This is a genomic window from Borreliella valaisiana VS116, from assembly GCF_000170955.2.
GTDB lineage: Bacteria > Spirochaetota > Spirochaetia > Borreliales > Borreliaceae > Borreliella > Borreliella valaisiana.
Genome location: NC_012128.1, coordinates 1 through 23,419, shown reverse-complemented (window position 1 = coordinate 23,419; position 23,419 = coordinate 1). Strand labels below are relative to the sequence as shown.

Here is a 23,419-nt window from a genome sequence, read left to right as displayed (position 1 = left end):
TTACAAAAATTTTTGATTGCCAAAGTGAATGCTTCGCTCCCTATATCCTAAAGACAACATCAAATATGCAGCTGATATTGCATCAAGAGCATCATCATGGATTTTGTTATCCCCTTTATAAGCATAAATATCATTAAATACAGAAGAACTACTGTATTTTGCAATGTAAAGTTTTTTGTAAGTAAACGGTGTAATTAACGATGTTATTCTGCTAAATTTATTAGATTTTGGTTTAACCGGCACAATTCTAAAATATTGGCTCATGTTGTTTCTAAGAGCCATATATTCACGCGTAAATGCACAAGCACCCTCAGTATTATCTATATCCTCTAAGTAAAGTGTGTGTACATTGAAATTTCCTAAAACAGTCTTGAACATATTCAAAATATAAGGATCATTGGCTGGTCGTTGGTCTTGAAATACAAAAGCATAATATTTGTCATCAACCCGCTCCATAACACATAAAGCAGTATTGTCGCCCCCAATGCTGAATGCCGGATCCAAATATGCTATTGGGCTAGTAAACACATAATCTTGAATAATATTAATTTGTGTAAAAATTGAGTCGGTGCTTGCTATCCATGCTCCTAGCAAAACTCTTGCCTTATATGTTGGTATCTCTTTATACAGTTTCTCTTGAGTTTCAATAAATACTTTACTTAAAAGTACATTATCATAAGTTGTAAAATTATATGTCTTAAAAGTTGCTACATTATCAATATAATCAGTTTTAAAATAATGTTCTGGATGGTCCGGATTGGTATCAAAAATAATAGTTTCTTGCCCACATCTAAGTCTTTTTAATACTTCCTCTAAAGTTTGTTTGTGTAAAGTAGTAGCCTCATTAACAAAAATAAGTGCCGAATTACTACCTATAAACCTTTCAAAATCACTTGCCTTATCTCCTCCATACAAATTAATACGAAGTGAATCAATCATTATATACGAATTATTTGAATGTCTAAGAATATAAGAAATATTAAGCAAATTACACAACTTTTCAAACTGCCCCAAAACATTGACTTCAACTGAACGCTGAGAATTGCCAATAATGAAATTATTAGTATCACTAGAATACAACTTTTTATTTTAAATTAAACTTTTAATAAACAGGTAACATGCAAGATACGTTTTGCCACTAGATATACCACCACTGAGTATAATCTTCTTTTCATTGTTCTTTTGAATGCTTTTTATCACATTCTTTTGCTTTAAAGTTAAATGTTTTTTTTAAAATTGATTAAAATTAATTGAAGAGTTTGTTGGCTTAACAAAAACAAATTGTGATCTATCAACTCCAAACTGATTTTTATATTGTTTTTGAAGTGTTGTAAAAAGTTTTGTTTGATATAAGTTCACTTGTGCCCTTTACTACTTTTGCAGTTATTTTTACTCTCAACTTCGTGAGCAGCAGCAAGTCTTTTCATACATTCATAGTAAAGCTCCATTTCTCTTATTGAACACTCTTTTATAAGATCATTAAGCTCGCTTTTTAAAGAGCTAATTTTTTCATTAACAACTTTTTCACTTTTTTTATTATTTTCTTTATCTAAAGAATCAATTTTAAATCTTAAATCGTCTATTTTTGAAAACATGCTAGCAAGTTCAATAGTAAAATATTTCTTAAATGCCCTTATAAATCCTAATTCTAAATTTGCGCGCTCTAAGTCTAATTCCACCTTTAACTTTTTTAGCTTTAACTTCTGATCTAAAAGTTTGCGCTACAAGATGTTCAAAAGTATCTTCACTAATTGTTACTCTAGAATCTTCATTGCCAAAAGTTTCTCCACTCTCCCATTTTTGTCTCATTCTCCACACATTTACTCTAGAAACTCCCAGTTTAGCCGCTATTTCTTTATCACTTAATGACCCTTCTCTAAAATATGCAACATAATCGTCAAAAGATCTTTTAACTTTTTTCAAAAGCAGAGCCCCAAAATAACAAAATTAACAAATTTTTACTCTAAATAATACTGCAAGTTAAAAACTTGTGATAAAAACTATTAACTTCTTTATATCTATCATGCTGACCTATATTTTAAATATTTATTAAAGTAAAACATACAAAAATACAACTTACTTATAGTAAATACTTTTAAATAAGTATGTTATGCCTTTAAAAGGAGCTTATAATTATGTCCAAAGCTTTTGATAGAAAAAATTGCCGTTTTTGCAAAAAAACTATTAAAAAAGAATCTGAAATTTGTTTTGATTGTAAGGTTAATATCCAAAATAAAACCTCTAATAGAATATTAGCATTATCAATATGTTTATTTTTTGGTTGTTTGGGTATTTGTGGATTTTTTTTGTTTACCCCTAAAGCGGGTTTTACATTTATACTTATATCTATTCTTTTCTTTTTACTCAATATATTAATATATAAAAAACAAGACTAGTAAAAAGTCTTGTTTTTTAAATTTTATACTTATAAAACCACTTCTGTTATTCTTTTTTATTTTCCACCTTTTTAAGTTCTTCTTCAATTTGCTTAAGCACACCATCTATTATTCCTTTAGCCATATCGCCAGTACCAGCACTACCGCCAGAAGAATTTACACTTAAGCCTAATTCTTGTGCCTCGGTCCAAGCTTGTCGTCCAACTTTACCTCGGTTTTGGGCTTTATCACCATCAGTAACTCCAGTTATGCCGGTAAATTGTTTTTCAAACTCTGCAAATTTCTTTTGAGCATTTTCTAATTCTTTTTTTCTTTTCTCTATTTTTTCTTTTAAAGTCTTTTTAAGGGTTTCTAATTCCTTTTCAAGTTTTTCTTTATCTTCTTTTTTATCTTTTAATTTTTCTTCTAATTCTTCTACTATTTTCTTTATCTCTTCTTCGTACTTAAGATATGTTTCAATAGAAGTTTTTTTATTCGATTTCTCTATTTTGTCCTTTAATTCTCGATTCTTTTTTTCAATCTCTTCTTTTTCTTTATCTTCTTTTTTTACTTCTTGTTGATCACCACTTTGTGCCATTTTTAATACAGGCACGTTATCGTGATGACTTGCCAGCAATGTTGTAGGTGGATTAAATAAGATGTTATTGGAATAGTCTCCCTGCATTAATTCTTCTTCAACTTTTAAAGAAGCTTCTCCTCCAAGCTTTTTTAAACCGCCAATCAACTCTCCTTTTTTTATATCTAAAAATCCCTTAACTTTTCCTTTTACATTTTGTTCTAGATTTTTTAAGTCTTTATTGTTTGCATTATACTTACAAGAACTTATAAGTATAAAAAAAGCACAAATAATATAAATTTTTTTCTTCATAATTATCCTCTCCTATAATTTGAAATTCTATTTTAAATTTTTCTTAAGCTCTTCTAGTGGTATTGCATATTCGGCAGTTTTATCTCCTAAAAATGTAATATGCTCAGAACCATTAATATTTTCTATTTTTGTTATTATATTTTTATCTTTAATACCATTTGTAATGCTTTGTTCATCCTTATATCCATAATACAAATTAGTTTTAAATGATCCACCTTCAGTCATTGCTTTTACAAAGTTATTAACTTCTAGCTCTTCTAATGAAAAAAATGTAGCTGAATGTCCCTTAGCATTTAAACCTGTTTCAATACCGTCTATTTCTTTTCTTATTACTAAAACTCCTAAGTCTATCCAACTACTATTAGTATCTTTATTTTTAATTTTTACAGTAAATTCAGAAAATTTTATTGTATCACTACTTACTTGCCCCCTTAAACTAATATCTTGCTCACTCAACCTGCCTTGCTCGCTTAATCTACTTGTAAAATTTTCACAAGAAATTATAAGCGAAAAAACAGAACAAATAATAAACATTTTTTTATTCATAAGATACTCCCTAAGTTTCAAAAATATCACAATCTCTAGTATATACAATTTTTTACAGATTTAAATAATTAATTTTGTTACATTTAGGATTACAAAGTAACAAAACTCAAATGTAATTTTAATCAACTCCTAAAAATCTCTCCATTGCAAATGCCCGGCTCATTAAAATTGATTACAAAACACATACAAATTAAATTTCAGAGTCTTTGCTATATATTAGCTAAAGTATGTAGTCTTTCTTAGCCGATCCCCCTCAAAATCACCACTTATGCCCTTTACAGCCACCCTACATCCTAAATTCTGCATGCAATGAGAGAATATATAATTTGACTAAAATTTTAAGTTTTTGGTAAAATATAAATTACTATTTTTATTACTTTTACTTAATTTAAAAGTAACACTTATAAGGAGAGGATTTTATGGACATTAATAATTATCTTAATTTAAATAATGGGGGTACAGATTTTATTCTCAAACTATTAAAAGATTATCAAAAAGTAATAGATGAAAATAAAATCCTAAAAAATACTCTAAAAAATTCAACTAAACCCAAAAAAGAAAATCCAATACCTAGTCCTAGGTTTTACTTAACTCCGAAAACTGGCAAAATAATTGTAAAATGTATTAAACAATTAAAACAAACTGATCTAATATCTGGCTGGTTTGTACATCTACTCTCAATAAGTGGGTGTAGGGGTACTGAAATTCAAAAAGTAAAATTGCAAGATATTACCCAATTATCAAACAAAACTGGAGAAATTTATTACAATATAAAAGTAAATGTAGCAAAAAAAAGAAATATTACTTGTATTAGAGAAATTATCATTAACTCTAAAGAGTATGCCGCTATTCAAACAGCACATAAAAATCATTTCGAAGAAAAAAATATCGACACAAGGCGTACTTACCTTTTCCAAAAAACTAAACACAAGTTTAAAGACAATCAAATTAGTATTATCAATATTTCTAGAAAATTCAAAAATCTTCTTAAAAAATCAGGATTTAAAGCAAATAAATCACTTCATTTATGTAGAAATTTATTTATTTCAAATTTAAAAGCCAATGGCTACAATTCTTTTCAAATTAAAGAACTTATAAAATATCACTCAACATCTGAGATTGATAATATCTATGGACTTTCTTCTGCAAACAAAATTCAAGCTTATAAATGCGCCAAAAATAGCTTAAAGTTGTAGTATAACTACTTAAGCTTAAATATTCTCTTTGAAATTAATTTAAATAGTTTTCCTCGAGGCTTTAAATCAAGTGAATCATATAATATTTCTTGCTCTTTTGTAGCAATAAAGTGAGATCCATTAACCCCCGTGATCTTAACTTCGCTTATTTCAAATTCATTAGCAGCTCCGAAGTAACCAAAAGATTCATATCGCACACTAGTTCTAATCCCATAGTAATTTAGTATCATACAAGGATTTTTAATAAAACAATTGCTCTTGATGTATCCAAGTCCTAAAAATCTGTAATAAGCTGAATTTATTCCAAAAACAGTAAATTCAAGCTTTTTAAAAACACTTACATAGTAATGTAAACACAAAAAATAACATCCCCATCTTTGTATTTCTACACGTAAGCTCCTATTGTTTTGTTTTATTTCACTGATAAGCATTTTTTAAACCTCCTATGTTAAATAATTTTTTTAATTTTTTTATTTTTAGTCCCCATTCAAAAGGGGACACTATTTTCATAAGCTATATTACTGATATTGCTCGGCATAAAGACTTTATTATTTATCGGTATAAGTTCTTTAAATCTATCTGATATTGCTCTTTTTTTAGGATCATAATTGAACATAAACTGTTTGAATTTATAATTCACATGATTAATTAATGGATATTGATCCATAATCTTATCAATTTTAATTTTAAGCAGATCTTTTATGGGTTTTTCTCTTTTTTTGTTTTCATTTTGAATTTTATTTAGTTCTACTTTTAAGTTATTAATCTCAATAAGATTCTCCTCAAGATTTATAGCAGACTCCTCGGTTTTAATCTCAAGATTTATACAGTCAACATATTCTACAAATTCATTTATCCAGTCAAACTCAACTCCAGATTGGTAAAAATCACTCTTTACTACCAACTCTTCAATCTCTTCAACAAGCTTATTAAACGTATCATTATCAATATTGTTGGATATTAATAACTTAGCCTGATTGTTTTTAACAATTTCGGTTCTTATATTGAAAACTTCCCGTTCACATTTAAGAACAAAATTAAGCACTTTTGATATTAAAAAATCATTTCTCTTTATCTTACAATTAACTGATGCAACGTCTATTAAAAAGAACAAATTACAATACTCAAGTCCAGTACATACTAGTTGCATTTGCGCCTGCACATAGTATTTGAAAAAATACTTACTAATTAAAAAATTGCCATTTTTATCGTACTCTTCAATAGCACTACTCATATAATGAGAATCACTACTCTTAATCTCTAAGAGCTCTATATCACCATAAATATTCATAAACCATCCATCAATCGTTGAACCCACTAAAGGTTCAAAATTATCCATTTTTTTGAAATAATTATATTTATCAACACTGTTAGCATATTTATTTTTATACAAAACAGCAATAGTATCACCGTATGCCTTAACAAATTCTCTAAATCCTAAATTTTCCAACTCTTTACCTTTTAACATGTATAAATTCTCTTCAAAAGGCAAATTCATACCAAAATATTTAAGCACACTATTTATCATTACATCTTTAAGACCAGCGCCACCAATTACAACAGTCCCCACTTCACTAGCTCCATATTTATCTAGCTTGCTTCTTTGCAAACTAAAATCAATATTACGATTAAATCTAAAACACTCTTGACTACTTATTCCTGGTAATTTTTTGCCTATTTTACTTAATTTGCTTTTTTCTTTAACTGGAGAGAATTTTTTCTCAAATACTTCAAATCCAATAAAACTTTGTTGCTTAGTATGTATTATGTTGGACACTCCATTTTGTATATTTTCTTGATTTTTTTCTATGTATGACATAATTGTCAACCTCCTCTATTAGATAGAAAAATAATTCTATATCAAAAACTATTTTTGTCAACTTTTTTACAAAAATTTTTGTAAAAAAATGGGGGCTTAGCCAAATTCTCTACTTAAAAAACTAAGCTAAACCCCACTAAATTAAATTTAATTGAATTTATTTAAATAATAGCAATCCTTTATAGCTATATATATAGTATGACAAAAACCATTTTTGTCAACTTTTGCAAGAATTTTTACAAAAAAAATAAAGACTTTATTAAATTCTCTTGCTAAAGAACTTAATAAAGTATAGTGGGATACTTAGCTGAATTTATTTTAATAAAAATAATTCAATAAATTAAATATAGTTTTATTTAGAATTAAAATCGATTTGTCTTTTTACAAAAAAAGAACTTATTTAAAGTCTTTTGTTAAAAAATTCGAATAAGTTCTAATTTGAAAGAGATCAAAAATAAACTGTTACTTCTTAATAATACCCACCAGCATTATAATAATGCTACTTGAAAAAAGGGTGCATTATTTTATTATTTAATATATTGTAAATATTTCATAAATAAAGCATTTAAAATTGGTCCAAAAATGGCCGCTACAAGTATCATAAAATGTATTAATCTGTTCCCCATATTAAGATCTTTACGTAAATTCTTTACTTCATTATCTATCTTAGTATCTAAATTAGATATGTCTTTTCGTAAAGTCTTCTCTACATCAATCAACTTCTCTTTTAAATACTCAAAGTTGTAATTATCATTGTGAAGAAAAACAAAATCTATTGCCTCTTCGCTAAACCCTTTATTTAAAAATTCTAACCTTATATTTTTTATTTTAACAGCATTGTGGGCTAAATTACTCATAAAACCCCCTTTATTATCCTTTTAATTCTTTATATTTTTTTAGAAGCTTATTAAGAAAATCCTTTTGATTTTCAAAAATCTCATCCATCATAAAACTTGTAAATTTGGCATGTTTTTTATAAAAATCATAGCTTTCTTGTTTTTTAAGCTGAAATCTTAGAGGTTTTATCCAATTTTGTTTGGATTTTTTTATTGTTAGGCCTTTTTTATTCCTTATTACAAAAAGAGTTTGTCTAAATCCATTTTGTACTAAAAATTCTTCCTCTATTATTCCCTCTTCTATAGCATTAGCAATTCTTAGATAATCATAAGCTTGGGTTTTTGCTAGTTTGTAGTCTTTTGTGAAATCTTCAAAACTTTTATATCCGTCTAGTTTATAATATTCATTATCTTTAATCTCTTTTAAAATTTTCATTGTCTCTAATCTAGAACAAATTTCAGATTTAACATTTATAGTTAATTGAGATTTTAACGATTTATACCTAACCATAACATCGTTATCAGTAGATAAATTTCTTTTATTTAATTGTATATTCATATATAAATCACCTCATATTTTTTTTCCGGCACCGGAAATTTTTTCTACAAAAAAAATTTTTTTATATACGCCATCCAAAAGATGGCGTAACCTGCATCTTATTTAAAAAACATTCAAGAATCTTTTTATATTCACAAACATAATCTTTATTTAAATCAAATTGATCATTTTCTGCTATTCTCCTATTTAAATCTTCTCTTTCAGATATGATTCCTAAATAATCTTCTCTTAATTGTAAAATGTCTAGTAGTTGTTTGTGAGTATTGTTTTTTTTAAATCGTGTTACTAATATAAAAATTGGCGCATTTGTTCCTATTTTTCTTGAATAAAACTCTAAAAGATCTAAACTCTCAACTGACCATTTTTCAGCAGTTATTGGTACTAAAACATATTGACTACTTACTAAAGCGTTTGTCAAACTGAAGTCTAAACTTGGTGGAGTATCTATGATTATATAATCATAATTGTCTTGTATGGATTCTAACTTCTTTTTTAATCTTAATTCTTTAAATGGAATTGCTTCTTGATTAAATTTATGTAAACTTAAATAACTAGGTATTAGATCTAAATTATTATCAATATTTATAATAACATCTCTTATTTCTAAAGCGCCTTCTCTTAAAATTTCATATATATTGGAATTTTCCAAATTAAAATTTTTATTTTGTATATTATTAAAATAAAAACTAGTTATTGATGCTTGCGTATCTATATCTATCAAAAGAATTTTTTTTGACTTTGATAAAAGTGTAGCAAGAATTATTGAAGTTGTGCTTTTTCCTACACCGCCTTTAAGACTGGCAATTGTTATTATTTTAGGTTTTTTATTATCCATTTTGTTAGTGGTCCTTGTTCCGGGTATTTTTTCCCATAAAATTCATATACTTGTTTTTCTAAATCTGTAAACATACTAAATAATATTTTATTGTAGTGGTTATTCATTCTCTGTTTATCTAGCAAGCGGTATAATCCCTTAAAGTAGAAAAAAACACTGCCCGCTTTAAATCTAACTTCCATATAATATGCCCTTGCAAATCCATAAGATTTTCTATTTCCGTTTGTTTCATACTTTACAAAAGCCTTTTTTATTGGTTTTCTAAAACCATAAAAAATTCCAATAAATTTATCTCCTTCTTTAATGGGGTATAAATGCGTTTCTTCAACAATTCTTTCTCCATTATGCAAGGCTCTTAATGATACTCGAAATTCATTTTTTTTCTCATAAACTCCGAATTTATAAACGTCCATCATTATTTTTGTATGGTACATTGCTTTGCCATTTTCTTTTTCAATCAAAATAAATCGTTCTTTATTTTGGCATTCAACTTTACATTTTCCTTTTTTTGTAGGTTCTGGTGCACTTTTCATATTAAATCCTCATATAACTTTTTTTAGAATTAAAGAATTATTTTCATTTTTTATTAATTCTAATAATTCATCATGATATGTACCAAATACTTTATTATATTCTAATTTCTTTTTGCTGTTCAAATAAGTTTTTATAATTGGCTTTATAATTTCAATATTTGCCTTTTCTTTTAGCCGTTCAATAAGTATATTAAAAATGTTTTTCTTCATATTCTCACAATCTTTTTGTGAATTTTCTTTTTTCAATTCAATCGATTTTTCTAATTTAAACGTTATTTTGCCTAAATCGTTATATTTTTGATGTTCAATAATAAAATGTGGCTTATTTTTGTAGTTTTCATATATTTTTTTAAATTCTGTTTCCAATTGTTCAACATTGTATCCGTTTTTTTCTAATTGTTTTTTGGTATTTTCTATTATTTCTTTTAATTTTTTTTGTTTTTCTTTAAAGAAAGATTGATTTAAAAATAAATTTTTGCTTTTTAGTAGTTTAATCTCAATTATTTTTGAGACTTTAAGCATTTTAATTTTCGCGTCTTTATTAAAATCTAAATTTAAAATAAAAGGAAGAATTTCTTTATATTTAAAGTTACATTTATTGGCATATTTTATTATTTGAAACTTTTCTATCTTTTTATTCTTTTCTTCTTTTATATTATTATTTTTATTACTTAAACACTCCTTAAAATCTACACTCCCATTTTTATTAAATTTCTCTTTAAGGCCTATTTCAACTCTTTTTCCAAACCTTGAGTGTTTTTTTCCTAAAAAGAATTTGTTTATCTTGGGGTAACACTCTTTTTTTTGATAATTAAGTTTATAGTAAATTTCAGTACCACAATTTACCCCCATATGTTTGTAGTAGTTTGTTGTGACTTTTAGCTTTTTTTCTAATTCGTAAAGATAATTTTGCAGTGTTTTTAGCTTAATGGGATTTTGACCATTTCTTTTTAGGTTTTTGTTAAAGCAATAGAGTATGATACTTTGGGTATATTTTGGATATTTTTTGTTTATGTAGTCTAGTGTTGAAATAAGAACTATTAGTTTATGTTGATGCTTGTTGTAGCAATTTGGACTTTTTTTATTGATTGGTATTGACATAATCGTCAACCTCCTCTATTAGATAAATAATAATTAATAATATAATGCAAAATTTTGATTTAAAAGTAAATACTTTTCTAAAAAAATATTAAATTAAATTATTAATCTCATTAATTTAATACACTTTTTGTAACTTGATACAAATAAATTGATTTTAATTTTAAAATGGGCTACACTACAAATAACGTAGTTGTTTAAATATTGACATTTGCGACTACCTTTATTAGATAATTTGCAAAAAATGTAATGTAAGGGTTTAGCTTAGTTCTTTGGTAAAGAGAATCTAGCTAAGCCCTCATTTTTTTGCAAAAATTTTTGTAAAAAAGTTGACAAAAATAGTTTTTGCTATATAGATATTTTTATATCTAATAGAGGAGGTTGACAATTATGTCATACATAGAAAAAAATCAAGAATATATACAAAATAATATACAAGCAGAAATTAAATTTTTAAACGATATGGATACTCTAATCATGAATTTACCAGGGATTGACAAGAATCTTAAAGGATACGGATACAAGTATCAGAATTTTAGCGAAATAGTTAGGGAAATTAAAAACGTTATTAAAAAGCACAATTTGGACCTTATGTTTAGGTAATTCCCAATTTCTGTAGAGGGAAAAAATGGTCAAGTTATAGATTATATTAGAACTACTTTTTACAGTAAAAGTACTGGATACAGAGAATCATTTGATACACGAATTTTTACGGAAAATTTACAATGGAACAATGAAAATGGTTCTAAAAATGTGAATACATTGCCACAACTGGTTGGATCAGCTATTACTTATTTTAAAAGGTACGCTTTAGTTGCATGTCTTATTGTAGAAAGTGAAGTTGATACAGATGCAGCTTCTATTTACAATAATTATGAAAACGGAAATTCTATGCCCAACAAGCAAGTTAATATCAATCAAGAACAAGTACAAAAAAAGGAACAAAAACAAGAGATTAATCAAATTCAGAAAAATAACACTATTCAAAACCAGAAAAGAGATATTAATCAAGAACAAAAAAAAGATAGGCTTTATTATTACGGGGTTTTTAAAGAAGCGTTGTCTAATATAAAAAATTGGGTAAATAGCACTACAACAAAAGATAATATAAACTCAATTATTCAAAAAAATAAGTTTTATTCAGAAAATAGACCCCAATAATGTTGATGATATCAAGAAAATTGAAGCTGATTTAATTGTGCATTTTGAGCAAAATATTGATTTTAAGAGTATAAACTATTGGGCAGAGATTATAAAAGACTATTTTAAGAGAAATAATAGATTAAAGGATTTACAAGATTTTGAAAAGTTTATGGCGTTTAAGAGGACTTCTTATGGCCCTAGCCCGCTATTATTCTTTTGTACGTTGAAAGAAGATAAACAATTTGATTATATATTTGCAGCATAGCAATATGTTTAAAGCCCCCAAATAAGGGGGGTTATATTATTACGGATAAATGTCGCACAAACAAATTGCTTGTTGTACTTGATTTATATCATTACCGTGAAGTGACCCTTGAACTATACCTTTGAAAATGGCTTCCTGTTCAGCAGCAGTTTGTTTTCCCTTGCATTTATCAAGTTCAGTTTTTATGTGGTCAAGTGCTATTTTTATTTTGTTTTCATCATGTTGTAAAAATCTGTCAAATTCTCCTTCACCAGTCAGGGCGGTTTTTAACCAATCAAGGCGTATTTTTTGATCGTCAGTCAGTTTTTCTTTAAGAAGGTCTTCTCTAGACTTTGGGATTTCTTTTTGTGGCTTTTTTAGGACCCCTTTTTGTAGTTCTTTTTGTCCCAAATTATATTTTTCCTTATTTTTTGCTTGTTGGGGCTCAATAGGTTGATTTTTGTTTTTAAAAGTGTCGTTATCATTAGCATTGCAGCTGTTTAATATTAGTAAAAATAAACAAAATAATACATTGATAATTTTCATTTTTGTTCTCCTTTTTTATCTCTAGTACAATATGTTGAGTAATAATAAGATTTATTTTTATAAATATAGCTCCTATTTTTAAAAATATTGTTAATTTATAAGGATCAAAACAGAGTATTTAGTAATTACTGTTTTTAGGGGTGTTGTTTAGAAATGATAAATTATATGTTTTGAGAGGATTATTTATAATTTCTATTTGAATTGTATAAGTTCTTGCAAGAAAAACCTTTTTGTAATTTACATTTTTAAATAAGAATATTGATTATAGACTTTTTTTGCCATAGGTTTTGTTTTTTTGAATGTACTCTAAAAGTAGTTTAATATTATGTCTTATTGAAGTTATAGAGTGTTCGTCTTTTAGTTTTGATAAATCGGGATAAGTATATGTTGGGTAATTTGGATCATTAACTTTAGATTTTGTTTTGCTTAAGAATGTTACAAGATACATAACATAATCTGATAGTTGCGCCTCATATTTAGCCAAAGATTCTAGTGTTTGAATAATTGGCGGCTCCGGCTCTTCTGGTAAACTAGCAATAGTAGTACAACATAGTAGTAAAGTAATTAATAAGTAGTTTGATAATTTAAGCATTTTCACCTCTTTTGAGAGCGCTTAAATATTCTTTCATGATTTTATTGCGCTTTGCTTTTAGTGAAGATATGATTCTTTTATTTTTGCTGTTAGAAAATAGCTGCTTCTATTATCTCAATGTTGCAGTTCACAATGTCTTGTATTTCTTTAAATATTTTCATTGATTCGGTTGTTTCCATAGATTTTAGTGCTCCTATGTATGTTTTGTAAAAAAAATCTATTACCCTGCTAAAAGTATTAATGTAGTTATGATCTATGTTTGTTTCAGCTTTAGCTATGTTGGTTAAGCTGGATAGCAAATTAAGTCCTAAACCAATAGTGTTATTTTGCATTATTTGCTCCTTCTTGATAGATAGGTTTTCCTTCTTTGTTGAATTTTAAATTATTGGATATTTTTAGATTTTTTTCATTAGAATTAATCAGATCAATACATTGATTGATTTTCTCATTCAATGGAGCTAGTGTTTCAGCTATTGTTGGAGTTAATGTATTCTCAAGTCTTTCCATATTTGCTTTATAGATTAATTTATAATGAGAATATAATTCATAAACCAAAAAAAATCCTTTATGTGCAATTTCGTCAAATTCATCTTCAAATTTAGAGAATACGTCAATAAGGGTTGATATGGATGTAAGTCCAATCTCAAGATTGTCTTTAGATAATTTCACGAATTAATCTCTTTTTTTAATATGATTATTGCCATTTCCATTTCTAAAAATCTCACCTATTACTATAGATAATATGTCTTTTAGTAGTGGTTTTAGAAGAATCAACCTCCCTAGAACTAGCACTGTTACAAAAATCATTACGGCTATAAGTTTTATTTCGTTTAAATTAATTAGAAGTTCTGTTATTTTAATATCCATTTTTTAATCCTCGATTTTAATTTTTACATGTATATATTATATACCAAAACTTTAATTTTTGCTAAAAAAGTTCACAGTTTTAAAAGAACTGGAATTGAATTTCCTGATGTGTATGCTCTTTTTTGGACATACTATCCTTTGTAAATAGGAACTCTACTAGATAGTCCTCGTGGGGAATAGGATTGTTCATAAACCATGCTTTTTTCAGTTTCATCGTTATACTTTAGATATACCGCTTTAGTAGTTATATTGTTATAGTGTTCTACATCAAGCTCAATATCAAGATAAATAGGATAATTATCATTATATTTATAAAAAACAAGAGTAGCGGTATCGGAGTTTTCCATTTTGATAGTTATTGATTTATCTTTATATTCATATGAATAAAGTGTGGGCCCAAAAGCAAAACTTCTACCATGCGTAAAATCAGACGGTACTCCCAGTAATTGTTTAGAAATTGGTGTTTTTTGAATGCTGCTTGAATTAGGCATTATCAAAAGATTGTCACTTCTAGATAGAGTAGCTGATGATATAGTTCGAGATTATCTCTAAAAGCCCTACCAATTAACGGCAAATTGGCAAAAAGACTTTTCAACTCTTTAAAAAAAGGCTCAATAACATGTGTTTGGAAAGTAAATCCATTAAGATAATCAGCGACCATTTTGATGAATTTAAGTAATGGATCCAGAATAGTGTTGTTTAAGTTTGAAAGAGTTTGCTTAGCTGAGGCCAAATTGCTATCGATCTCTTCTTTGGTATCGGCTTTTTTTGCAATACCTAAAGTTTTGTAATCGCTCATCATTTCAACCATCTTAGTAATTCTGGATTCTAGATCTACTTTAGCTCCGCTTTGCCAAGCCATTTTAGCATTTTCTATATATTTTTCGCCAATCCCCGACCTTTTCAATAAATCGAAAAGCTCATCCCCTTCACCGCCAAGGAGACTATTAACAGCTTTTCAAGCATCCTCACTGCTCATAGCACCGCTAGATTTTATCATAGCTGAAAATTCTATTGCTTTTTTCAAATTATCTGTACTTAACCTATCTAAATCTCTTAGAGTCCCTTTAAAGACGCTCGCCTGATGCAAAAACTCTTCTTTTTCTAAATCACGCTCAAATCCCTTCATTCCACTAAGAATCCCCCTTTTACCTTTAGCTCCCATAATCGTATCACGTTCTTCTTTTGTAAAAAACGCGCTATTGAGAAGTTTAGTTTTATTTGTTTTGGATGCTTCTTCAACCGATTTTTTAGCAAATCCCAAAAGTCCTCCTGCTGCTTTATCCATAACATTGCTAATAACATTTCCTAGGGCGCTACCTATTGCAATTTTGGCAACAAGTCCTTTTCCTTGAGAAGTCACCATCATTTTATTTTTTGCCTTTGATTCTTTTGTAAGTTCTTTATACTCCTCCAGGCGTCTTTTGTCCCTATCAGACATTAAAGATCTTTTGAATGCCTCTTTTTTGGCTTTTTCAAATCCCATACCTTGTTTTATAAGCTTTTTAGTCTGTGCAAGTCTATATTTCTCAACGCACTCTCTTAAACTTTCAAATTTGGATTGTCTGCTTAATTATTTTTTCTTATCTGCCAAATTATTTTTTACAATATCTTTAGTACTATCCAAACTAGATTTTCTAGGCTTAAGATATTTCTCCATTTTAGTAATATCTTGTTCGATAGACTTTTTTGTTGCTGCATGATCAAGAATACCTTTAAATTTAATGGTGAATTTGTCGCTCATTAAGCCCTAATTTACTTAGAATTAATTCATACAATTCTTTTTCTAATTTAAAATCGGAAATTTGGTTGACTTCAATAAGCTCATCATAAGGCAATTTCTTAACATTTTCGTATGAGCAAATATTCATTATTACTGGAAAGTAGTACTTATTGTTTTTTATCTCATCAAGCAAGTTAAAATACTTTTTTCTGATCTCGTTAAGACTTGCAAGAGCTTGATCAAGCTCTCTATTTCTTTTGCTCATTTAGTATCTAGCTCATTAGAATTTGATGTAAGTGTTTGTATAATCAAAATTATCATTGATATAGTCAAAAGTAACAAAATCACCAACATTATTTTCATATTCACTCAGATATACTAAAGCGGGGGTTTTTAGATCATTGTCCATATGAAAAGTATTAAATTGCGCGGTGTAAATAATAGCAACAAGATAATCCTTGTAGTAAGAAATAAATTCTCTATTTGCATCTAGAATCGCATAGAATTCGTCTAAAAATTTTGGACTTATCATTAAGCCTGTAATTTCTCTTAGATATTTCACTTCATTAAGCTTATAAACAGCATCACCTTGATTAAATCCCAGTACCTTGTCCCATTCATAGACCGGCAATACTCTAAGTGGGTATTCATAGGTTTTGTTTTTAGTCAAAATTTTCATTTTGTATCGCATTATCATAGTAAAATTCTCCTTTTAGTTTTTATTTGGGCTGGTTTTTTGGCAATTAATAGCTCTAATTTCAAAAGTAACTTTTTCGGCTTCTGCTGAATAACTTCTTGCTGGTTCTTCAGTAAAAATTGCATAGTTAGTAATAATTTTGGTAGCAATTCTGTCATTGAATACTAAATCAAGCATTTTATCATATTTGCTAACATCCATATTATAAAACTGATCGTCTGAAATTTCAGTTAACAAAATATAGTCATAACTACCTAGAGTAACTTCAATATTGAAAACATAAGTTATGGTTTTGGGATCCCTCAAGCTTATTACAGGCATTCCCTTGTCTTCATTACTAACCACTGCTCTTGTTGTAGGCTCACTTGTAAGTTCTAACTTACCACTATGCAGTTGTCTGCCACCGATTGAAAAGTAAACTTTGCGTAAATCATAAAATTGCATAATTTTTCACTCCTTATACCCTTAAGCTATTTTGATAATCAACTATATATTGAGAAGTAATTACTAAGGCAACAGAATTAATACTAAAGTTATAAGTAATATTCACACTAAGTTCCAATTTAAGATTTGAAGATGGAGATAAAATCAGTTTTAAATCTTTATATTCGATAATTAATTCCCTATCAACGAACCTTTTTAGCATACACTCAATTGCAGAAGTATATGCATTGTACCTAGCTCCACTAAGTTGTAGTGCAGATAATTTGCTGTTTTGTCTATTGTTTTTGTTCCAAATTCGGATAAGCTCAATAATGGCCTCATTTTTTATGTAATGATAAGTAAAAAGCTCGTCTATTGGGTTTCCAGCTAGATCAACGCCTTCTTTAAAGGCATGCATGCCATCAAGACCAGTTTCATTAAGAAGTGCGTAAAAGTTTATATTTGTAGTTCTTAACTTTCCAATTACAGTGTCGTCAACAAGTGGTACAGCAGATAATGGCATACCATAGGGATTAGTTGAATGAGAAATGCTAGCTTGATGCAAATATTGACTTACAAATTTTAGGTGTAGATTGTCCTGATTATTACTATAAACAACAATATTTCTAGCTTTTTCAGTATTGCCCTTGCCATTATTGAAAATTTCTTTTATTGAATCTTCTTTAGTTGAGAATACAAAAAAAGTTGAGGGCATTTTAAACTTATTATAGTCGTCTTTATAAACTGTCAACCCATCATCTGAATTCCCATTGTCACTTTGGGTATTAATAAGCACAACAAAAGAGTGCCTATGTTCTTTAAGATAATCTTTTAGTTTTTTGGGCTTTTCCTTATAAATGAAAAGAATAGCTGATTTTAATGGCTCTTCACTTGAATTGAAAAAATCAGACATTGCGGTTTTTAGCAGTGTCTTTTCTTTTCCAAACTGCGGTTCTCCATTTTCATTGTCTTTTTCTAAAGTTTCAATTTGTTGTTCATAGTTATTGATAGTCAAGCTCAATATTTTATAATCAGCGGTATCTTTATTAACTTTTATTTTGGCTGCTTTATACACTAAAAGTGGATTATAATAATTAGGCTTATTAGTTTGAATCCTAGAAGTAACTAAACTTACACTAATTGTATCTTGTGGCAATTTTGTATCCCCCCTTTAAAATTTCGATTGCTTTTATACTAGCATTACATGCTACAGACGCGCTGTATGCATGATTGCTATACTTTGTTCCTAAAGAAATCCTGCCAACTGTTTGCATATTTGATATTGGATAAATGTAAAAGCTTATTTTAGTAACATATTCGGATTGATGTGGATTAGATAACGTATAATTGTATGTTTTTTTATGCATAAACTCGCTAAGCAGCCCATAAAGTACTAACATACGTGAATTTGCATCAAAATCCCTATCATTCAACACTATTGCAATAATATATATTTGAAAATTTAAACTAAACTCCAAAGCATTATCATAGAATGCACCAGTTTTGCAGTTATGATCAAACAAATGTTGAGTCCCATTAAATTTAAATGCTATTATATTGGGGCTAGAAGTTGTAATCTTTGAAAGATATGGGTGATTGTAAGTATTTATGATATCACACTCAAAATCATTTTCAGTTGCATATGCCTTAAATCCTTGAAATATTTTAAGTAAATAGCTCACGATTATATCTAAAGTCACAATCATTCAAGTATTACCTTATAAGTAAGTTCTGATAACATTCTAGATGTATCAACAAGTGGAATTGATGCAGTGCTGTTACCTTTTTTAAATTTGCTTTTGATTGTACTATCCTTTAGGCTCGGCACGATTTGCCCCGATAGTACATAATTTTGATAATATCTAACAAAGGCTTGTCCTATAGCATGCATTCCAGATTTAGGATCAATATTAAACTTAGAATTTATATAACTGTTGTTGATATATTCTCTAAATTCAGGACTACCAGCAATTTTGGTTAAATGTTTTCTTACTGGTAAATTAGTGCCCCTTTTTCATGCATTCTAGCAATATCAGAACGATCCCCAAATCAACCAATTTCTAATTCAATGCTTATCTTTAAGTTGTCCATACAAACTCCTTTAAAACTAAAGTAAAATATACGATTGAAGAGTCAATGCTAAATATTTCAAAGTAAACTGAATACGAAATTGATATTCTGTCTTTTAGTTCATAGTCAAGGTCTGCATATGTGTAAAGTTTAGAATAACCTTGAATATCGAATAAATTTGAATTATGTAACACTGTAAGTTCTTGTGGCTTTATGTCAATAATAACCCCGATAAATTCAGTGTACTCATTTTTGTCAAATATTCGTTGATAAGAGTCGCCATTATCAAGTTTTATAATGTTTCCTTTATAAAACCTTAGTGGCTCGGGATCCTTAAAAACGTTAATTATACGTGCAGACATATCCGCTAGTCTTTTTCTAATACCACTCATTAGACAACCCCCATACAAGATGGAGTTGAAGTATCGCGCTTAAGCTTTTCTAAAAATGCATCGAGCTGTAAGCAAAAGTTTTTACTTGCTGCACAACTCTCTCCACTACTCTCTTCACTTTTGCTACTACTAGGATAGTAATCAATTTCAAGCTCATTGAACTTTTCTTTTTTGATCCTTTCAAATTCAAATTCGCGAACAACCCCTTGTTTTCTTAATTGACAACCCATGTGGTAAAAGGTAAGCAAAAATATTTGTTCATATGTAAGTGAACTAGCATCAATACCACGTGTTACTAGAATGGCCTGAAGTAAAGATAAATGAAGTAGAAAATTTTGCCTACTTAGTGCAAATTTATCTATTCCTAATAGCAGCAAAACTTTATTCTGAAGTTTTGTTACTAAAAGTTCTTCTTCATTTTGAACTTGTGTTTGAAAGTCTTTTTGTTCGCTCATTTCACTTGCCCCCAGGTGTTTAACTTTGTATGATATTGACTTGCAAAATAGTATTTTTAGTAGCTAACAACCCGCCTAAAACAAAATCAATGTATGAATGAGCAATATCAGTTGAATCTCTATCAACTTGTTCATTCGGAGTAGACAACATATACTTACTAGTCTTGAACTTAATAAGCTTCGGATTTAATGGATAGACGAGTATTTGGTGCTTTAGTAAGTTTGAAGTTTCAATGTAAACATCTTCTCTATTATTAATAGCCTTAATAGTCTGAATCAAAACATCTTCCCATTTTTCACAACTAATTGCAGGAGCTTGTGTTGCTGCATATGGTTTTACCAATTTTAATGAAGTTGTGGGGTCAACTATTACCATCATAGGTGTAGAAAATTCATCCCCTAGCTCTAGTTTTGAAAGTCCAGATTCAATTTTTTCAAATATTTTATCCATCTTGTCCATATTGCCATTATCAACTTCTTCTTTTACTTGGTATGGCATATTAAGGAGCCCATACATATTAGGAAGTAGACGTTTTTGATTTTTACCATCTTTTTGAATTGAAACAGTACCCGTTAGTACAAAGTGATTGATAAGTTTGATAATTTCGCTGCTTGCAAGTTTATAAGCTTGAGCAAAAGGTAGTAGATTATTATTAATGTCGCCAATATAAGAATCTGAAGTATAAAATTTTTCAGAAGTCTGCTTTAAATGTCTGAATTTGTATTGTAGTTTCAAATAATTAAGCCTCACTACTTCAGAACTAAATCCAATAGTTGAGATAGTATTAACCTCATTGGCAATTGTTGTAGGGTTGGCATTAAGAAATGCATCCCATTTTACAGTTTTTTGATAACCCATTTGTAGATCAACATCTTCAATTTGTTCGGGCAAAAACCATTTATACATTATAGGATCCTTAATTTCCCCTATAATATTTGCTACAACTTTTGCATAATAATTTTCATCAACTAATTCCATATCTAATCCTCCTAAATATCATTAATTTTGACTTATGGCTTTATTGCCAAATACTGCTACTTTTACCAAATAAACATCATTGCTAATTTTTTTTGCATCAGACAATGCTATTGCATTAATAGTTGTCTTATTTTGGGGCGCAGAACCATTGATTTTTTCCAATTCTCCATCTTTATTAAAAAAGAGTTTATCTTTTGCTTTAACGCCATTTTCTTTTGCTACTAAATAGCCCTCAAAGTTATTTGTAATTGGAACAACAGTTGCAGTTTTGCTAAACTCGTCTATATCAACACATATTCCGTATAAGTCTTCACCACCACCAGCCTCAACTTCAAGCTCTGTTGTACTATCTTCACTGAAACTAAGTTTTACTCCAAGATTGTATGGATAACCCTTAGCAGGATAATTTTCTATTTTGTCTTTACTACTAGTACAAACTCCATCAGAATTTGAAAAAATCAGGTTTTTGTCTCTAAATTCAATAGAATTACCAAATAAACCAGCATCTTGTTGTGGATTTTTCATTAATGCTTTAATCTCGGCAACTTTTTTATCAAAATCTTGTTTAATTTTTGTAATATCGCTCATTTAAAACTCCTTTAAGCAATACTTGTTCTTTTGTTTCTTTTTAGATTTTCATAAAACTGCACTCGTCTTTGCTTATACGTATTACTTACAGCTTGTACAAACTCCGTGAAATTAATTGGAACAAAACTAAAATCAAGCAGACTTATTCTATCTTCTGATTTAGCAATAATATTCCCTTTTATAGACTCAATAGATGAAGAATTCCCGTTGGCGTTTTTTCTTAATTTGATATTGACTTTGGCTAAAGAAACAAGTTGTTCTAATATCTCTCCATCAATGTGGCTTATATCTGGTGATTTAGAAATAGCTTTAATTTGCTCAATTGGAACAAACTTGCGAACAAGCTCTCTACGCTGTGCCTGCATAATGTCTTTCAAAGAGTATCCTTTTCAAGTAGTGACTCCTTATTAAAATGACTGCTAAGATGCGCTTTTGCGAGCGTATAAATGAAATTGATACGCTCGGCTTCTAGTAATAATTGCTTTTCAACACACCCTCTCTCTTCAACTTCTGCAAGTTCTTTTGTTATTCGCTCATTTATACTTAAATCACGATTTATCTCTTTGGGCTTTACATTATTTGCTTGTTCTTTAAGGCGCATATACTCTTCATATTCACCAAAACTTATAATCTTAGTATCAAATTTAACTTGCTGTTCTTCTTTGGCTTGTACTTGCAAGCCTTCTTTTTCTTCATTTTCAATCACTTTTTAACTCCTTTTCTCAAAATGAGAGTAATTTTTCTTTTAAAATAGCTAGCTCCTCGTTATTAAAGGAACTACTTTGTATAAGCTCGTTATATTTGCTGTAAAGCTCAATTAACTTTATGTCTCTTTCTACCTTTTGATCTTCACTTAACATAATCAGTGAATTAAATCTCATATCAAGACCAAAATACTTAGCAAGCTTTAAATTGCAGGAATTTTCAACTTGCTCTTGAACGCCTTTTAAAAAGTCGTAATAATTGCTCCTATCGTCTTTACCATCATTTCCAAGTCCTTTAGCCTGCTCGTTAAAACTCCTAGTAAGAGGCTCTTTAGTATCAGCACCAATTTTTGCTTTAATAAGTGTCAAAGCCTCTTTCAAGTAGCTAAGATCATACTTAATAACCTCCAAACTAGGCACTAGAGGTAGCTGTATAAAACATCCCCTCATTATTAAGATTGTTTTTAAGCCTAGCAAGCTCATGTGCCAATGAGTCATTAAGGCTGCGTAAATTAGAAATATCTTTACTATGATTGTTTGAATTTTGTTTTCTCAAAAAAGAAGATAAAATACTATTTCCTTTTTTATTATTACTGCTTTGAGTAAGTGCGCTTAAAGAAGTTGTAGCACTAGAGAGAGCGTCTTGTAGTTGAACCAAAGATTCATCTTTATAAAACAAAAAATTGTGGTTTTCAATACGCTTTTCTATTTCAACGTATATCTTTTCAAATAAATAAATATCTAACAAAAAACTTTATGTATAACACGGAACATATCTTTTTAAGATATAATCAAAATTTTCATATATTATCAGTCGGCTTTTGTGTATTTTAATCGTATCAAAAGAATTGCCCTTATTGTTGGGTTTTGCTTTATAAGTTATATAATCAAAGTTAACCCCCGAATCTCTTACAGACTCATAATCAAGATATTCAAATCCAATGGGGAATTCTATATTAACGGGTTCTTCAAGATCTAGTAGTGCGTCTTGAGTTTTTACTAAAACATATTCAATTCCATGAAAACGGTAGCTTATAATACAATTTAGTAAAGCATTCTTAAGTTGCACCTTCAGTTTAGCAAGTTCAAGTTTACTAACATTATGACTGATACCCTCAAGAACAATTCCATTTTTGAGAGAATCTTCTGCTACATTTTCTATGTAATTTCTAAAAAATATTGAATATCTATATAGTTCTAGCAAGCTTATTTTATCTACCCGCTTTACATTTCTTAAATTACACAACTTTTACTTCTCTTTATTAAATTAGATGTATAATATCAAAAACTAATATTTTTGTCAATAGAAT

The 23,419-nt window shown here is 28.6% G+C and carries 22 protein-coding genes and 10 pseudogenes; 2 read left to right on the top strand and 30 right to left on the bottom strand.

The window, feature by feature from the left end:
- The 4 genes and pseudogenes from BVAVS116_RS06045 to BVAVS116_RS06025 form a co-directional block, all read right to left on the bottom strand.
- Positions 1-1,359 (bottom strand): annotated as a pseudogene (locus BVAVS116_RS06045) (PBSX family phage terminase large subunit).
- A pseudogene (locus BVAVS116_RS06040) lies at positions 1,356-1,923 on the bottom strand (DUF603 domain-containing protein). Before BVAVS116_RS06040 ends, BVAVS116_RS06045 begins: the two co-directional pseudogenes overlap by 4 nt.
- Before the next feature lie 519 nt (positions 1,924-2,442).
- Positions 2,443-3,264, bottom strand: coding sequence for a hypothetical protein (locus BVAVS116_RS06030; RefSeq protein WP_012664735.1), 822 nt, complete (start codon positions 3,262-3,264; stop codon positions 2,443-2,445).
- A 27-nt stretch (positions 3,265-3,291) separates the two neighbouring features.
- Positions 3,292-3,810, bottom strand: coding sequence for an Erp family outer-surface lipoprotein (locus tag BVAVS116_RS06025; protein ID WP_012664734.1), 519 nt, complete (start codon positions 3,808-3,810; stop codon positions 3,292-3,294).
- A 419-nt stretch (positions 3,811-4,229) separates the two neighbouring features.
- Here BVAVS116_RS06025 and BVAVS116_RS06020 point away from each other — a divergent pair, with 419 nt between their 5' ends.
- Entirely contained in the window at positions 4,230-5,006 is a 777-nt protein-coding gene (locus tag BVAVS116_RS06020) for a tyrosine-type recombinase/integrase (RefSeq protein ID WP_012664733.1), read from the top strand.
- A gap of 5 nt (positions 5,007-5,011) precedes the next feature.
- On the opposite strand, the gene BVAVS116_RS06015 is transcribed toward BVAVS116_RS06020, so the two are convergent.
- The 7 genes from BVAVS116_RS06015 to BVAVS116_RS05985 form a co-directional block, all read right to left on the bottom strand.
- Positions 5,012-5,437, bottom strand: a complete 426-nt coding sequence (locus BVAVS116_RS06015) for a DUF261 domain-containing protein (protein WP_012664732.1) — start codon at positions 5,435-5,437, stop codon at positions 5,012-5,014.
- A gap of 56 nt (positions 5,438-5,493) precedes the next feature.
- On the bottom strand, positions 5,494-6,825 hold the full coding sequence (locus BVAVS116_RS06010; RefSeq protein ID WP_012664731.1) for a DUF244 domain-containing protein: 1,332 nt from the start codon (positions 6,823-6,825) through the stop codon (positions 5,494-5,496).
- Positions 6,826-7,352: 527 nt separating this feature from the next.
- Positions 7,353-7,682, bottom strand: coding sequence for a Bdr family repetitive protein (gene bdr / locus BVAVS116_RS06005; RefSeq protein ID WP_012664730.1), 330 nt, complete (start codon positions 7,680-7,682; stop codon positions 7,353-7,355).
- 13 nt (positions 7,683-7,695) lie between these two features.
- Positions 7,696-8,220 carry a chromosome replication/partitioning protein gene (locus BVAVS116_RS06000; RefSeq protein ID WP_012664729.1) on the bottom strand — a complete coding sequence of 175 codons (525 nt, stop codon included), beginning with the start codon at positions 8,218-8,220 and terminating at the stop codon, positions 7,696-7,698.
- A gap of 61 nt (positions 8,221-8,281) precedes the next feature.
- Positions 8,282-9,055 carry a ParA family protein gene (locus tag BVAVS116_RS05995; protein ID WP_012664728.1) on the bottom strand — a complete coding sequence of 258 codons (774 nt, stop codon included), beginning with the start codon at positions 9,053-9,055 and terminating at the stop codon, positions 8,282-8,284.
- Positions 9,031-9,588 carry a DUF226 domain-containing protein gene (locus tag BVAVS116_RS05990; RefSeq protein ID WP_012664727.1) on the bottom strand — a complete coding sequence of 186 codons (558 nt, stop codon included), beginning with the start codon at positions 9,586-9,588 and terminating at the stop codon, positions 9,031-9,033. Before BVAVS116_RS05990 ends, BVAVS116_RS05995 begins: the two co-directional genes overlap by 25 nt.
- Positions 9,589-9,597: 9 nt before the next feature.
- Positions 9,598-10,689: a plasmid maintenance protein gene (locus BVAVS116_RS05985; protein ID WP_012664726.1), complete on the bottom strand. Its 1,092-nt coding sequence runs from the start codon at positions 10,687-10,689 to the stop codon at positions 9,598-9,600.
- 387 nt (positions 10,690-11,076) lie between these two features.
- Between BVAVS116_RS05985 and BVAVS116_RS05980 the strand changes: the two are divergent.
- Positions 11,077-12,094, top strand: a pseudogene (locus BVAVS116_RS05980) (ERF family protein).
- A gap of 39 nt (positions 12,095-12,133) precedes the next feature.
- Here the strand turns inward: BVAVS116_RS05980 and BVAVS116_RS05975 are convergent.
- The 19 genes and pseudogenes from BVAVS116_RS05975 to BVAVS116_RS05885 all read right to left on the bottom strand — a co-directional run bounded on the left by BVAVS116_RS05975 (position 12,134) and on the right by BVAVS116_RS05885 (position 23,355).
- The gene (locus BVAVS116_RS05975; RefSeq protein WP_012664722.1) at positions 12,134-12,619 is read right to left on the bottom strand and encodes an Mlp family lipoprotein; all 486 of its coding nucleotides are present in this window, start codon (positions 12,617-12,619) and stop codon (positions 12,134-12,136) included.
- Between the two features lie 237 nt (positions 12,620-12,856).
- Positions 12,857-13,211 (bottom strand): annotated as a pseudogene (locus BVAVS116_RS05970) (BBA14 family lipoprotein).
- A pseudogene (locus BVAVS116_RS05965) lies at positions 13,204-13,543 on the bottom strand (BlyB family putative holin accessory protein). The pseudogenes BVAVS116_RS05970 and BVAVS116_RS05965 overlap by 8 nt, the downstream one beginning before the upstream one ends.
- Entirely contained in the window at positions 13,533-13,880 is a 348-nt protein-coding gene (locus tag BVAVS116_RS05960; RefSeq protein ID WP_012664719.1) for a BlyB family putative holin accessory protein, read from the bottom strand. The pseudogene BVAVS116_RS05965 and the gene BVAVS116_RS05960 overlap by 11 nt, the downstream one beginning before the upstream one ends.
- A 3-nt stretch (positions 13,881-13,883) precedes the next feature.
- Entirely contained in the window at positions 13,884-14,078 is a 195-nt protein-coding gene (locus BVAVS116_RS05955) for a BlyA family holin (protein ID WP_012664718.1), read from the bottom strand.
- A gap of 131 nt (positions 14,079-14,209) precedes the next feature.
- Positions 14,210-14,569 carry a DUF685 domain-containing protein gene (locus BVAVS116_RS06435; protein WP_095456349.1) on the bottom strand — a complete coding sequence of 120 codons (360 nt, stop codon included), beginning with the start codon at positions 14,567-14,569 and terminating at the stop codon, positions 14,210-14,212.
- 2 nt (positions 14,570-14,571) lie between these two features.
- Positions 14,572-15,822 (bottom strand): annotated as a pseudogene (locus BVAVS116_RS05945) (DUF759 family protein).
- The gene (locus tag BVAVS116_RS05940; RefSeq protein ID WP_012664713.1) at positions 15,800-16,066 is read right to left on the bottom strand and encodes a DUF1322 family protein; all 267 of its coding nucleotides are present in this window, start codon (positions 16,064-16,066) and stop codon (positions 15,800-15,802) included. The pseudogene BVAVS116_RS05945 and the gene BVAVS116_RS05940 overlap by 23 nt, the downstream one beginning before the upstream one ends.
- A pseudogene (locus BVAVS116_RS05935) lies at positions 16,063-16,498 on the bottom strand (DUF1473 family protein). The gene BVAVS116_RS05940 and the pseudogene BVAVS116_RS05935 overlap by 4 nt, the downstream one beginning before the upstream one ends.
- Before the next feature lie 15 nt (positions 16,499-16,513).
- Positions 16,514-16,942 carry a DUF1463 family protein gene (locus tag BVAVS116_RS05930; RefSeq protein WP_012664711.1) on the bottom strand — a complete coding sequence of 143 codons (429 nt, stop codon included), beginning with the start codon at positions 16,940-16,942 and terminating at the stop codon, positions 16,514-16,516.
- Positions 16,943-16,955: 13 nt separating this feature from the next.
- Positions 16,956-18,077 (bottom strand): DUF787 family protein, encoded by a 1,122-nt coding sequence (locus BVAVS116_RS05925; protein WP_012664710.1) that lies wholly within the window; start codon positions 18,075-18,077, stop codon positions 16,956-16,958.
- A complete protein-coding gene (locus tag BVAVS116_RS05920; protein WP_012664709.1) occupies positions 18,058-18,627 on the bottom strand; it encodes a DUF764 family protein in 570 nt (189 codons plus the stop codon). The genes BVAVS116_RS05925 and BVAVS116_RS05920 overlap by 20 nt, the downstream gene beginning before the upstream one ends.
- A pseudogene (locus tag BVAVS116_RS05915) lies at positions 18,624-18,943 on the bottom strand (hypothetical protein). Before BVAVS116_RS05915 ends, BVAVS116_RS05920 begins: the two are co-directional and overlap by 4 nt.
- Before the next feature lie 56 nt (positions 18,944-18,999).
- Positions 19,000-19,383 (bottom strand): DUF1506 family protein, encoded by a 384-nt coding sequence (locus BVAVS116_RS05910; protein ID WP_012664707.1) that lies wholly within the window; start codon positions 19,381-19,383, stop codon positions 19,000-19,002.
- Positions 19,383-19,838 carry a DUF3890 domain-containing protein gene (locus BVAVS116_RS05905; RefSeq protein WP_012664706.1) on the bottom strand — a complete coding sequence of 152 codons (456 nt, stop codon included), beginning with the start codon at positions 19,836-19,838 and terminating at the stop codon, positions 19,383-19,385. Before BVAVS116_RS05905 ends, BVAVS116_RS05910 begins: the two co-directional genes overlap by 1 nt.
- Positions 19,839-19,857: 19 nt before the next feature.
- A complete protein-coding gene (locus tag BVAVS116_RS05900) occupies positions 19,858-20,817 on the bottom strand; it encodes a hypothetical protein (RefSeq protein ID WP_012664705.1) in 960 nt (319 codons plus the stop codon).
- A 21-nt stretch (positions 20,818-20,838) separates the two neighbouring features.
- On the bottom strand, positions 20,839-21,405 hold the full coding sequence (locus BVAVS116_RS05895) for a DUF228 domain-containing protein (protein WP_012664704.1): 567 nt from the start codon (positions 21,403-21,405) through the stop codon (positions 20,839-20,841).
- Positions 21,406-21,416: 11 nt separating this feature from the next.
- Positions 21,417-22,111: pseudogene (locus BVAVS116_RS05890) on the bottom strand (DUF1357 family protein).
- 16 nt (positions 22,112-22,127) lie between these two features.
- Positions 22,128-23,355 (bottom strand): annotated as a pseudogene (locus BVAVS116_RS05885) (anti-CBASS protein Acb1 family protein).
- Between the last annotated feature and the right edge of the window lie 64 nt (positions 23,356-23,419).

What these genes read in the sequence shown, in the direction of transcription:
- BVAVS116_RS06020 (WP_012664733.1), top strand. Translation starts at nt 4,230, where the DNA reads ATGGACATTAATAATTATCTTAATTTAAATAATGGGGGTACAGATTTT.
- BVAVS116_RS05985 (WP_012664726.1), bottom strand. Translation starts at nt 10,689, where the DNA reads ATGTCAATACCAATCAATAAAAAAAGTCCAAATTGCTACAACAAGCAT.
- BVAVS116_RS06015 (WP_012664732.1), bottom strand. Translation starts at nt 5,437, where the DNA reads ATGCTTATCAGTGAAATAAAACAAAACAATAGGAGCTTACGTGTAGAA.
- bdr (WP_012664730.1), bottom strand. Translation starts at nt 7,682, where the DNA reads ATGAGTAATTTAGCCCACAATGCTGTTAAAATAAAAAATATAAGGTTA.
- BVAVS116_RS05990 (WP_012664727.1), bottom strand. Translation starts at nt 9,588, where the DNA reads ATGAAAAGTGCACCAGAACCTACAAAAAAAGGAAAATGTAAAGTTGAA.
- BVAVS116_RS06000 (WP_012664729.1), bottom strand. Translation starts at nt 8,220, where the DNA reads ATGAATATACAATTAAATAAAAGAAATTTATCTACTGATAACGATGTT.
- BVAVS116_RS06025 (WP_012664734.1), bottom strand. Translation starts at nt 3,810, where the DNA reads ATGAATAAAAAAATGTTTATTATTTGTTCTGTTTTTTCGCTTATAATT.
- BVAVS116_RS05900 (WP_012664705.1), bottom strand. Translation starts at nt 20,817, where the DNA reads ATGGAATTAGTTGATGAAAATTATTATGCAAAAGTTGTAGCAAATATT.
- BVAVS116_RS05905 (WP_012664706.1), bottom strand. Translation starts at nt 19,838, where the DNA reads ATGAGCGAACAAAAAGACTTTCAAACACAAGTTCAAAATGAAGAAGAA.
- BVAVS116_RS05955 (WP_012664718.1), bottom strand. Translation starts at nt 14,078, where the DNA reads ATGGATATTAAAATAACAGAACTTCTAATTAATTTAAACGAAATAAAA.
- BVAVS116_RS06030 (WP_012664735.1), bottom strand. Translation starts at nt 3,264, where the DNA reads ATGAAGAAAAAAATTTATATTATTTGTGCTTTTTTTATACTTATAAGT.
- BVAVS116_RS05920 (WP_012664709.1), bottom strand. Translation starts at nt 18,627, where the DNA reads ATGATTGTGACTTTAGATATAATCGTGAGCTATTTACTTAAAATATTT.
- BVAVS116_RS05895 (WP_012664704.1), bottom strand. Translation starts at nt 21,405, where the DNA reads ATGAGCGATATTACAAAAATTAAACAAGATTTTGATAAAAAAGTTGCC.
- BVAVS116_RS05910 (WP_012664707.1), bottom strand. Translation starts at nt 19,383, where the DNA reads ATGAGTGGTATTAGAAAAAGACTAGCGGATATGTCTGCACGTATAATT.
- BVAVS116_RS05995 (WP_012664728.1), bottom strand. Translation starts at nt 9,055, where the DNA reads ATGGATAATAAAAAACCTAAAATAATAACAATTGCCAGTCTTAAAGGC.
- BVAVS116_RS05940 (WP_012664713.1), bottom strand. Translation starts at nt 16,066, where the DNA reads ATGAGCAAAAGAAATAGAGAGCTTGATCAAGCTCTTGCAAGTCTTAAC.
- BVAVS116_RS06435 (WP_095456349.1), bottom strand. Translation starts at nt 14,569, where the DNA reads ATGCCTAATTCAAGCAGCATTCAAAAAACACCAATTTCTAAACAATTA.
- BVAVS116_RS06010 (WP_012664731.1), bottom strand. Translation starts at nt 6,825, where the DNA reads ATGTCATACATAGAAAAAAATCAAGAAAATATACAAAATGGAGTGTCC.
- BVAVS116_RS05930 (WP_012664711.1), bottom strand. Translation starts at nt 16,942, where the DNA reads ATGCAATTTTATGATTTACGCAAAGTTTACTTTTCAATCGGTGGCAGA.
- BVAVS116_RS05975 (WP_012664722.1), bottom strand. Translation starts at nt 12,619, where the DNA reads ATGAAAATTATCAATGTATTATTTTGTTTATTTTTACTAATATTAAAC.